13 protein-coding genes are annotated in these 11,393 nt (G+C 31.8%); 1 reads left to right on the forward strand and 12 read right to left on the reverse strand.

Going from position 1 to position 11,393, the window contains the following annotated elements; translation table 11 throughout:
* Nucleotides 1-87: 87 nt before the first annotated feature.
* From recN to rpsF, 12 genes are all read right to left on the reverse strand, one after another.
* The gene (gene recN / locus FEM21_RS02110; protein ID WP_035657223.1) at nucleotides 88-1,740 is read right to left on the reverse strand and encodes a DNA repair protein RecN; all 1,653 of its coding nucleotides are present in this window, start codon (nucleotides 1,738-1,740) and stop codon (nucleotides 88-90) included.
* Between the two features lie 54 nt (nucleotides 1,741-1,794).
* On the reverse strand, nucleotides 1,795-2,679 hold the full coding sequence (gene porD, locus FEM21_RS02115) for a type IX secretion system protein PorD (protein WP_035657225.1): 885 nt from the start codon (nucleotides 2,677-2,679) through the stop codon (nucleotides 1,795-1,797).
* Nucleotides 2,672-3,883, reverse strand: coding sequence for a bifunctional phosphopantothenoylcysteine decarboxylase/phosphopantothenate--cysteine ligase CoaBC (coaBC, locus tag FEM21_RS02120; protein ID WP_035657227.1), 1,212 nt, complete (start codon nucleotides 3,881-3,883; stop codon nucleotides 2,672-2,674). Before coaBC ends, porD begins: the two co-directional genes overlap by 8 nt.
* A gap of 6 nt (nucleotides 3,884-3,889) precedes the next feature.
* Nucleotides 3,890-4,207: a DNA-directed RNA polymerase subunit omega gene (locus FEM21_RS02125; protein WP_035657230.1), complete on the reverse strand. Its 318-nt coding sequence runs from the start codon at nucleotides 4,205-4,207 to the stop codon at nucleotides 3,890-3,892.
* A 7-nt stretch (nucleotides 4,208-4,214) separates the two neighbouring features.
* On the reverse strand, nucleotides 4,215-5,009 hold the full coding sequence (locus tag FEM21_RS02130; RefSeq protein ID WP_035657233.1) for an outer membrane protein assembly factor BamD: 795 nt from the start codon (nucleotides 5,007-5,009) through the stop codon (nucleotides 4,215-4,217).
* Nucleotides 5,010-5,144: 135 nt separating this feature from the next.
* Nucleotides 5,145-6,026, reverse strand: coding sequence for a 4-hydroxy-tetrahydrodipicolinate synthase (dapA, locus tag FEM21_RS02135; RefSeq protein ID WP_035657236.1), 882 nt, complete (start codon nucleotides 6,024-6,026; stop codon nucleotides 5,145-5,147).
* Between the two features lie 9 nt (nucleotides 6,027-6,035).
* Nucleotides 6,036-6,554, reverse strand: coding sequence for a DUF6913 domain-containing protein (locus FEM21_RS02140; RefSeq protein ID WP_035657237.1), 519 nt, complete (start codon nucleotides 6,552-6,554; stop codon nucleotides 6,036-6,038).
* Nucleotides 6,555-6,701: 147 nt separating this feature from the next.
* Nucleotides 6,702-8,708 carry an NAD-dependent DNA ligase LigA gene (ligA, locus tag FEM21_RS02145; protein WP_035657239.1) on the reverse strand — a complete coding sequence of 669 codons (2,007 nt, stop codon included), beginning with the start codon at nucleotides 8,706-8,708 and terminating at the stop codon, nucleotides 6,702-6,704.
* Between the two features lie 76 nt (nucleotides 8,709-8,784).
* Nucleotides 8,785-9,258 (reverse strand): DUF6495 family protein, encoded by a 474-nt coding sequence (locus FEM21_RS02150; RefSeq protein WP_035657241.1) that lies wholly within the window; start codon nucleotides 9,256-9,258, stop codon nucleotides 8,785-8,787.
* Nucleotides 9,259-9,370: 112 nt separating this feature from the next.
* Complete coding sequence (rplI, locus tag FEM21_RS02155; protein ID WP_035657245.1) at nucleotides 9,371-9,814, reverse strand: 50S ribosomal protein L9; 444 nt, start codon at nucleotides 9,812-9,814, stop codon at nucleotides 9,371-9,373.
* 68 nt (nucleotides 9,815-9,882) lie between these two features.
* The gene (rpsR, locus tag FEM21_RS02160) at nucleotides 9,883-10,179 is read right to left on the reverse strand and encodes a 30S ribosomal protein S18 (protein WP_007138295.1); all 297 of its coding nucleotides are present in this window, start codon (nucleotides 10,177-10,179) and stop codon (nucleotides 9,883-9,885) included.
* Nucleotides 10,180-10,184: 5 nt separating this feature from the next.
* Complete coding sequence (rpsF, locus tag FEM21_RS02165) at nucleotides 10,185-10,526, reverse strand: 30S ribosomal protein S6 (protein WP_035657247.1); 342 nt, start codon at nucleotides 10,524-10,526, stop codon at nucleotides 10,185-10,187.
* A gap of 168 nt (nucleotides 10,527-10,694) precedes the next feature.
* On the opposite strand from rpsF, the gene FEM21_RS02170 reads away from it, so the two are divergent.
* The gene (locus FEM21_RS02170; protein WP_035657250.1) at nucleotides 10,695-11,390 is read left to right on the forward strand and encodes a LytR/AlgR family response regulator transcription factor; all 696 of its coding nucleotides are present in this window, start codon (nucleotides 10,695-10,697) and stop codon (nucleotides 11,388-11,390) included.
* The last annotated feature ends 3 nt before the right edge of the window (nucleotides 11,391-11,393 follow it).

Genomic DNA, 11,393 nt, shown 5'->3' on the forward strand with positions numbered 1-11,393 from the left:
TTATATTTCTTACTTTATTTTTTATTATTAACAACAACTTTATCAAGAAAAAGCCATTATTTTGGATGGCAAATATAGCTGATTTTTTTAGTTCAACAAGGCTTTTGCATGATTTAGAGCCGAATCAGAAACAATAGTTCCTGATAACATTTGGGCTATTTCTACAACACGTTCTTCATCAGATAACAACTTTAATTCTGATTGCGTATCATCAGCAACTGTTGATTTAAATACTTTAAAATGAGCATCTCCTTTAGCAGCAATTTGTGGTAAATGTGTAATAGCAAATATTTGCATGGTCTTACTCATTTCCTTCATAATTTCTCCCATTTTGATAGCAATTTCTCCCGAAACTCCTGTATCAATCTCATCAAAAATCAAAGTTGGTAATTTTGAATATTGTGCCAAAATAGCTTTTACAGCCAGCATAATTCGGGACATTTCTCCTCCTGAAGCTACTTTTTTAAGCAATCCAAAATCAGTTCCTTTATTAGCCGAAAACAAAAACTGTAATTCATCTTTTCCATTAGCAAAATAACTTTCGCCTTGAGTAACTTCGATATTAAAACGCGTATTTGGCATTCCCAAAGTCGCTAATATAGCTATCATTTTTTCAGACAAAACAGGAATTGACTGAATTCTGTTATCATGAATTGTAGTTGCTAAAACATCTAATTCTGCTACTTTTTCCTGAATTCTCACATTCAAAATAGCAATTTCTTCTTCAATATTTCCTAATTCGACAACCTCGTTTTCAAGTTTAGCCTGAATTGCCAGCAAATCATCCACAGTGCTAACCTGATGCTTTTTTTGCAAATTATAAATCAGCTGTAACTTTTGACTAATTTGCTCTAACTGTTCTGGGTCATGCGTTATTTTTTCGGCATGACGATTCATTTCTGCTGAAATATCATCAAATTCAATAGCTAAACTATTAATTCGTTCCAGCAACTCATTGTATTCTGTAGCAAAAGGAGCAATTTTTTGTATGGCAGTTTTAATTTCTTTTAAATTATTTAAAACACCAAATTGCTCTTCATTGGCAATAGCCAAAGATTTATCAATAGCTTCTTTGATAATTTCAACATTATTCAATTGCTCAAAAACACTTTCTAACTCCTCCTGCTCTCCTTGTTTTAATTGTGCAGTGAGTAGTTCGTTCAATAAAAAAGTATGGTATTCCTGTTCTTTATTAGATTCGCTTTGTTTTTTTATAAGCGAATTTAACTGTGCTTTATCTGATTTATAACTTTTAAGAAGTGACTGATAATTAAGAATAATTTCGGAATTTACAGCAATCGCATCAATAATATCAAACTGTACATTTTCATCTGTAAGTTCTCTGGTTTGCTGCTGCGAATGAATATCAATCAAAAACTCTCCTAAATCCTGTAATTCCTGCAAATTTACCGGACTATCATTAATAAAAGCACGTGATTTTCCCGACGGAAGAATTTCTCTTCTAATGATAGTATCTTCTTCATAATCTAAATCATTGGCTTCAAAAAAAGCCTTTAAATTGTATTTGGAAATATCAAACTGGGCTTCGATAATACATTTTTCTTCTTTATTTTTAAGCGAAGTTAAATCGGCACGTTTTCCTAAAACCAGTCCTAAAGCTCCTAAAATAATTGATTTTCCCGCACCGGTTTCTCCTGTAATAATCGAAAATCCTTTAGAAAAATCAATTGTCAGTTTTTCTATTAAAGCATAGTTTTTTATAGATAGTGCCGTAATCATTAATCGTATTATTTATGTAGTTTGTGAGAAGTCAATTTTAGAAATCAAAGATAACTAATATTTCAACATTGCCCATTTTCCTGAATTGATAGGCGAAATTTTATTTAGATTTTCTACTAAATCTGTGATTGTTATACTTGGTCCTCCAGAGAATATAGATGTAACTTCATCTGATTTTGCATCAAAAAACACGCGTGTTAAATACGCATTTGGTTTTGAATTGTATAATTTGTTTAAAGAAATTAAAGACGTTTTTATTTTTTCTTTTGCTGCTTTTGAATTTTCAGTCATTAAATCCAAACCCTGATGATAATCAAAAACTGTTTTTCTAATTTCAGTATACGTTGGCGACAACATATCGTTAATTAAAAAAAAGCGATTCTGGTTTCCGTCAAGCTGGCTCCAGCCTTTATTGTTACTTTGTTGCGCTACTGTTCCAATCATTTGCGCAATTTGAAAATTAGCATCACCTGATTTGAATTCGAATGTATCTTTATCCATTCCAATAATCATGTAAGTGTAAAAGGAAATAACAGAAATTAAATTAGACTGAAACGAATTGACATTAAAAACTAAATTTTCAAACTCTGTATAGGTAAAACTAAAATCCTTGTCGTTAATATTCAAAACAGGTGTTTCGTAAGATGAATTAAAAACAGGACGCGATGATTGCACTTGTATGGTAGCTGTAAATTGATCTGAACTATGTGACATCAAAGTAATATACATCGAACAGTTAATTTTTTCCTGTTGCTTGTAAGTTTGTTCCGTCCAGTCGGTTCTGTTTACAAATTCATTCAAAGAGGTTTCTAATGTTTTATAAATCTGCTGATTAGGATTACCCATTTTTTGAGCATTTACCGTAACGGTACAATTCAGTTGCTGCGCCTGAACAAAACCAAAGCTTAAAAACAAAAAGAAAACAACTATTTTATTCATAAAAATGTGCTATTACTTTATTTAAAATATCATCGGCAACCGCTTCCTTAGATTTTAATTCCATCGGCTCGATTGTAAAATCTTTATTGATAAAAGTAACTTTGTTGGTTGTTTTTTGAAAACCGGCACCTTCATCCTGTAAAGAATTTAAAACAATCAAATCTAAGTTTTTTTTCTGAATTTTAGCCTTAGCATTTTCAATTTCGTTCTCAGTTTCTAAAGCAAAACCAATTAAAAATTGTTGTTTTTTTGCTGCTCCTAACGAAAACAGAATATCTTTTGTTTTTTCTAATTCGATAACAAACTGATCATCTGATTTTTTTATTTTTTGTTCAGCAACATTTTTAGGTTTATAATCGGCAACGGCAGCTGCTGCAACTACAACATCCATATCAGCATAATATTGATGACAGACATCATACATTTCCTGTGCCGAAATAACTTTGACAAGTTGTATTAAAGAATGATTAGCAACGCAATGCGTAGGTCCTGAAACCAAAATTACCGAAGCTCCTAAATTAGCCGCGCTATGAGCGATATCAAACCCCATTTTCCCTGAAGAATGATTCCCCACAAAACGCACCGGATCGATAGCTTCATAAGTTGGACCAGCTGTAATTAAGATTTTTTTGCCTTTTAAAGGTAATTTACTTTCTAAATCGGCTTCCAGAAAAGCAATAATATTTTCAGGTTCAGCCATTCTTCCTTCACCAGACAAACCGCTGGCTAATTCTCCGCTTTCGGCAGGAATAATAATATTTCCAAATTGTTCTAAAGAAGTAAAACTAGCAATTGTAGAAGGATGCTTGTACATATCTAAATCCATTGCAGGTGCAAAATAAACAGGGCATTTTGCTGATAAATAAGTTGCAATAAGCAAATTATCGCAACTACCATTTGCCATTTTAGACAAGGTATTTGCAGTTGCCGGCGCAACAATCATTAAATCAGCCCAAAGACCTAATTCTACGTGATTATTCCATTTTTCATCTTCTTCGTCCTGATTGAAGAATGTTGAATAAACCGGATTTTTAGATAAGGTAGATAATGTAAGTGGGGTTACAAAATCCTTAGAAGCAGGTGTCATTATCACTTGGACATGTGCACCTGCTTTTATAAAAAGTCGTACTAAAGACGCTGTTTTATAGGCGGCAATTCCGCCAGAAACACCTAGCAAAATCTTTTTCCCGCTTAAAACTGACATAGTATCTTATTTGTTTGATTCTCTGTGATAGATTTTACCGTCTAACCATTCCTGAACTGCTAATGCATGTGGTTTTGGTAATTTTTCATAGAATTTAGAAACCTCGATTTGTTCTTTGTTTTCGAAAACTTCTTCAAGACTATCATTATATGTAGCAAACTCTTCTAATTTTTCAGTCAATTCTTTTTTGATTTCAGAATTGATTTGGTTTGCTCTTTTAGCCATAATGGTAATTGCTTCATACACATTTCCAGTAGGTTGTTCAATAAGCGTTTTATTATACGTTATTGTATTTACTGGAGCATTCGTCTTTTTTAAATCCATGACTTTTTTATTTAGTATATTTTTGTAATTCTTGTTCAACACGAGCATACATCTCGTCTACTTTTTCTTTATATTTTGTATCTGATTTGAATTTAATCAAATTTTGATACGAAGTTTTAGCTACATTCAAACGATCCTGCATTTTATCAGGAACACTGTTAATCCCTAATTTATAAGCTGAATCAAATTTATAAAACAAGGCATCTTCCTTGAATTTAGTTCCCGGATAATCAATTATAAAATTATCAAAAGCTACTATCGCTGATTTGAAATCAGAGATTGTATTGTAACTTTTAGCATTTTCGAATACTTTTAATTCAATTTTTTCAGATAATGACTTCGTTAAACTATTTGCTTCCGCTAAATAATCAGAATTTGGAAATCTATCAATAAAAGCCTGCAATTTTTCAATTGCTTTATAAGTATCTGCCTGATCCAAACTGTATGTTGGCGACAAAATAGCATAACTTTTAGCTCCTAAAAATGAAGCTTCCTGAATTTTCACACTTCTTGGATATCCAGATACAAAACTTTCAAATTGATACGCTGCTAAATAATATTGTTTTGTTTTATAATATGACTGTGCATACATGTAAAACAATTTTTCTGCCTGTGGTTTTCCTCTGAATTCCGGAGCTATTTGTTCAAAAAGACGAAGTGCCTTAGAATATTTAGCCTGTGCATACAAAGTATCTGCCATAGCAAATTTTACCGAAACATCTTCACTTTTCAATGCTTTTTGATATTCATTACATGAACTAAAAAGAACAACTAGAAGCAATAAGGATACAATTTTTTTCATTTTTTGTTTATTTTTCTAAATACAGACTAACAGCAGCCTATAAAAAATCATACCGAAGTTTCGGTGGCAAATTTAGTTATTAATTTAGCGACTACAAAATATTTCTTAGCTTAAAAAAATACTTGCAAAAAGCCTCTATTTATCTATTTTTTGTACAAATTCGTGGATTCTGTTTTGCAAATCTTCATCAACACTTACTAATGGTAAACGTACCGTATTATCTGCAATTCCTAAAACCTGAAATACATGTTTAATTCCCGCTGGATTTCCTTGTTCGAAAATCATATCGATACAATCTGACAATAAATATTGTGATTTGAAAGCTTCATCAACTTTACGGTTCAATCCTAAACGAATCATTTCTGAAAATTCTTTTGGAAACCCCTGAGCAATAACAGAAATCACTCCAGAACCTCCAGCTAATACTGTTGCTAGCGCCGTCATATCATCACCAGAAATCACATGAAAATCTTTTGGTTTGTCTTTCAATAATTGCATTGCCTGAACAATATCGCCTGCTGCTTCTTTAATTGCAACAATATTTTCGAAATCATTAGCTAAACGCAACACTGTTTTAGGCAACATATTACTAGATGTTCTGCCTGGAACATTATACACAATTACTGGCACTGGAGAAGCCTCGGCAATTGCTTTAAAATGCTGATAAATTCCTTCTTGTGATGGTTTATTATAATAAGGAGAAACGGAAAGAATGGCAGCATAAGGAGACATATCTCTTGATTTCAACTCCTCTACCACTTTCAAAGTGTTATTACCACCTACACCTAACACTAATGGCAAGCGACCATTATTAGCCTCAATAACCGTTTGAATAACTACTTCTTTTTCGTCACTGGTAAGCGTTGCATTTTCTGCAGTTGTCCCTAAAATAACCAGATATTCCACTCCACCATCCACAGAAAAATTTACAATTCTTTTTAATGCTTCAGTGTCAATTGAAAAATCTTCTTTGAAAGGAGTCACTAGAGCAACACCAGTTCCTATTAATGATTGCATGTTTTTAGTTTATATTTTGTTTAATATTTTTAAATATTTAAATAATTCTTCAACAAATACCGCATGGTTTTCTAAACCAGTAGTAATTATCAAATTATTTAAGCGTTTGTTTATTGTTGAAAAACCAACCTTAAACTTTGCCTTAGACTCATTAGTAACTGTAAGCAAAATTGCTTTTTCTATATCATAATAGTTTACCAATAAATTGAAATCTTTAGCAATAAAATTATTTACTTCTTCATTTGTAATTTGAGCTTTCCAGTTCAAATGACCCGACTCTAATTTTATCACTTTTAGTCCAGAATCTAAGCTTGATTTGCTCTTATAAATTAACAACTCAATGTCTTCTTTTGCAATTCCATTTGCTATAAACTCATTAATTAATAACTGAGTAGCAGCAAAATGACTTTCGTCTACAACAATCCCAATTGTTTTTACAATACCATCTAACGAACCACTCTTTACATTAAGTAAGCTGTTTTTTAGCATTTTCTTTACCCAAAATCCTTTTAAGTAATTTAAAAACATAAGTTATCCTTATAAACAAACAAAATTAATTAATTAAGTCACACTAAAGCTGGCAAATCTAAAAAAGTATAACGATGATTTGAAACTTTTTGTTAAATTCTTAACACTTATTTTTAAGCAAAAATTATAGAAGCAAATAAACAAAACTTAATTTGGATTTAACATAGCCATAAAATCAATTTCAGAAATAATAGGAATATTCAATTTACTTGCTTTTTCAAGTTTAGCTGGTCCCATATTATCACCGGCAACTACATAATCTGTTTTAGCCGATATCGAACTTCCTACTTTTCCACCATTATCTTCAATTGCTTTTTTTAATTCATCACGTGAAAATTGTGTAAAAACACCAGAAACTACAAAAGTTTTTCCTGACAATATTGTTGTCGCATTCAGGTTTACTTTTTCAATAACTTCAAATTGAACTCCATATTGCTTTAATCGTTCAATAATAATTCTATTTTCGGCATTTTCGAAAAAATCAATTACACTTTTGGCAATTCGTTCTCCAATTTCATCCACTAAAACCAAATCCATCAAACTAGCCTGACTCAAAGCATCAATATTTTTATAATGCTTCGCCAATTTTTTAGCCACAGTTTCTCCAACAAATCGGATTCCAAGTGCAAACAATACACTTTCGAAAGGAATCTTTTTCGAATTTCCAACACCATTAACCAAATTCTCCGCTGATTTTTGCGCCATTCGTTCTAAAGGCAAGATATCTTCAACTTTCAGTTCATACAAATCAGCATAATTATGAACTAATCCGTTATTATAAAGTAAAGCTACGGTTTCTCCGCCTAAACCTTCAATATCCATTGCTTTACGCGAAATATAATGCTGAATTCTTCCAATAATCTGCGGAGGACAGCCATAAAAATTAGGACAATAATGATTGGCTTCGCCTTCATTTCGAATCAATTCCGTTTGACATTCAGGACAATGCGTAATATATTCCGTTGGGACAGAATTTTCAGGACGTTTTGTTAAATCAACCGCAATAATCTTAGGAATAATTTCGCCGCCTTTCTCAACAAAAACAGTATCTCCAACACGAATATCTAATTTTTTAATCTGATCAGCATTATGTAATGAAGCACGTTTTACAATCGTTCCCGCCAGCTGAACTGCTTTTAAATTAGCCACCGGAGTTATAGAACCAGTTCTTCCTACCTGATAAGTAATAGATTCTAACTCAGTAGCAACCTGCTCCGACTTGAACTTATAGGCCATTGCCCAACGTGGTGATTTAGCCGTATATCCTAACTCTTCTTGGTAATGTAAATTATTCACTTTTACCACAACACCATCGGTTTCATAAGGTAAATCATGACGATGTGTATCCCAAAAATCTATGAAATCAAAAACCTCTTGTAAATTATTAGCAACTTTTGCCTCATTTGGCACTTTAAAACCCCAATTTCTGGCAGCAATTAAACCATCAAATTGAGAGGTAAAAGGTAATTTTTCTCCAGTAACAAAATACAGTAAGCATTCTAAAGGTCGTTTAGCAACAAGAGCACTATCCTGTAATTTCAAACTTCCCGAAGCCGTATTTCTAGGATTAGAATAAGGCGTTTCTCCTATTTCAATCAATTCCTGATTCATTTTTTCGAAACCGGCAAACGGCAAAATGATTTCTCCACGAATATCAAATTTTTCAGGATAATTATCTCCTTTCAAATGTAGAGGAATAGAACGAATTGTTTTAACATTAGTAGTCACATCATCTCCCTGAAAACCATCACCACGAGTGACCGCGCGAACTAATTTTCCTTTTTCATAGGTAATACTAATTGATGCTCCATCATATTTTAATTCGCAGGTATATTGCAAATCAACATTACCTAAAACTTTTTGAATACGATTTTCCCAATCCAGCAAATCTTCTTTAGAATAAGAATTATCTAAAGAATACATACGATGTGTATGCGCTACTGTTTGAAAATTTTTAGTAACCGCTCCACCTACTCTTTGTGTTGGAGAGTTAGCGTCAAAAAATTCCGGATTAGCATTTTCTAAATCCTGAAGCTGTTTTAATTTCACATCAAACTCATAATCAGATATGGTAGCATTATCCAACACATAGTAATTATAATTATGAAGATTGAGTTCTTCTCTTAAATTTTGAATCGTATTTAGAACATCCATATATAAAAAATTGGTCATTTTAGTTTCTGTAAACAGCCTACTAAAATAACCAATTAAAAAGAAATATCATTAAAAATTACGATGCTATAATCGAATTTATTTGTTTAAATAATTGCCCGTCGCTTAAAAAAGCACCTTGCTGAATCAACTGAAAAACAGAGGTATTTTTTTCTTCGGTAAATACCTTTTTTCCGGTTTTCATTTCGATAGTATCTGTAAACATATTATCACTCAACCATTGTAATCCTTCTTTAGTCAAAAAATCAACATCAGCTACTAATGATTTCAAAACAATCGATTCTACATGAGCATCAAATACCTGAAAAAGGAAAATATGATTTTTTGAAAAATGTTCTAAATATTCAGCCTTAGACAAAACACCTTCCCAGATCAAATCAGAAAAAACATCTAATTCCTGTTCGGCAACTTCCGGTTTTTCTACTTTAATTTTATCCCATTCTGCTTTATCAATAGATTGCGTTGCCAGAAAGTTAGTAAATTCCGGATGCAATTCTTCAAACTGTTCTTTTGTTAATCTTGTATATTTCATTACACTGAATTTATTTAAGATGTACCTAATTAAAAAAGAATCTGAACTAAATTCAGATTAAAAAAAAAATCCCGATTTTCATCGGGATTCTAAAATTTATAGTTTTTTGAAATTATGCTTTTTCAGCAACGATTTCGTATGGTAAATCAACTATAACATCTCTGTGCAATCTTACAGTAGCTGAATATTTTCCAGTACGTTTAACGATTCCAGAAGTGATAAATTTTCTATCGATTGATTGACCCGCTTTTTCTAAAGCTTCAACGATATCAATATTTGTGATTGAACCAAATAATTTTTCACCACCTGCTTTTGCAGAGATTTTAATTTCAAGACCTTTTAAAGTTTCTGCTAATGCTTTTGCATCTGCAACAACTTTAGCCTCTTTGTGCGCTCTTTGCTTTAAGTTTTCAGCTAATACTTTCTTTGCAGAAGAAGTAGCTAATTGAGCAAATCCTTGTGGGATTAAGTAATTACGACCGTATCCGTTTTTTACAGTTACTACATCGTCTTTAAAACCTAAATTTTGAACGTCTTTTTTTAAAATCAATTCCATGTTGTTGTCCTTTTGTTATAGAAGTTAGGTTCTGTTTTAGCAGAAACCAGCGACTAGAGTTTTTTTAATTATTTTAATAAATCGGCCACGTATGGCATTAAAGCTAAGTGACGAGCTCTTTTTACAGCTACAGACACTTTTCTTTGGTATTTCAATGAAGTACCTGTTAAACGACGAGGAAGAATTTTTCCTTGCTCGTTAACAAATTTCAATAAGAAATCAGCATCTTTATAATCGATGTATTTGATCCCTGATTTTTTGAAACGACAATACTTTTTAGTTTTGTTAGTTTCGATATTTAAAGGAGTAAGATATCTGATATCTCCGTCTTTTTTTCCTGAAGCAGATTGTTGTAATGTTGCCATGATAATTAAGCTTTTTGAGATTTAAGTTTTGCTCTTCTTCTTTCAGCCCAAGAGATAGCATGTTTGTCAAGACTTACAGTTAAGAAACGCATAACTCTTTCGTCACGTCTGAATTCAGTTTCAAAAGCAAGTAAAACTTCTCCTGATACTTTAAATTCGAACAAGTGGTAAAAACCAGATTTTTTGTTTTGGATTTCGTAAGCCATTTTTTTAAGACCCCAGTCTTCTTTAGCTACGATCTCTGCTCCTCTACTAGTAAGAAAATCTTCAAATTTGCTTACTGTTTCCTTTACCTGAACGTCAGATAAAACGGGATTTAAAATGAAAACAGTTTCATAATGATTCATAAACAATAATATTTATTTGTTAAATTGGCTGCAAAAGTAATCTTTTTATCCGAATAAAAAAACAAAAACAAACTTTATTCGTTGTAATACTAAAAAAACCGATAAACATTAGGGTTTATAAATAATTTACAATACTTTTACTTAGCCAAATCTTAAAATTCCAAAATTATGAAACTTAATTGTGTCGTAGTAGATGATAGTTCGATACAACGAATGATCATCGCAAAGTTAGTAAATAATCACCCTAATCTACATTTAATAGGTGATTTTTCCAATGCAATTGAAGCAAAAAGTTGCATGTCTGTCAATACCGTAGATTTAATATTCCTTGATATTGAAATGCCAGTGATTAGCGGTTTTGACTTCCTTGACGGATTAAAGACAAAACCTCAAATTATATTCATTACTTCTAAAGCCGAATATGCCTTAAAAGCTTTTGATTATGATGCCACTGATTATCTGCAAAAACCTATAGCTGTAGATCGTTTTAGTGCATCAGTAAAAAGAGCTATTGATTTACATTTATTAAGACAAGACACCAAAGAAGAAGAAGGAGAACACATTTTTATCAAAAGTAATTTGAAAAAATTAAAAGTGTATACTTCAAAAATCAAATGGATTGAAGCCTTTGGAGACTATGTAAGAGTAGTGACTGAAGACGACAGCAATCTGGTACTTTCTACAATGAAATCTTTTGAAAACGATTTATCGAAAAAGAAATTTGTACGTGTACACAAGTCCTATATTATTAATATAGATAAGGTAGAACGTTTCAATAGCAAATTTGCTGAAATTGGTACTACTAAAATCCCTTTGAGCAGAAACAAAAAAGAAGACTTAATCAAAGCCTTATCTTACGCTTAACAA

Source organism: Flavobacterium seoulense (genome assembly GCF_000695795.1).
GTDB lineage: Bacteria > Bacteroidota > Bacteroidia > Flavobacteriales > Flavobacteriaceae > Flavobacterium > Flavobacterium seoulense.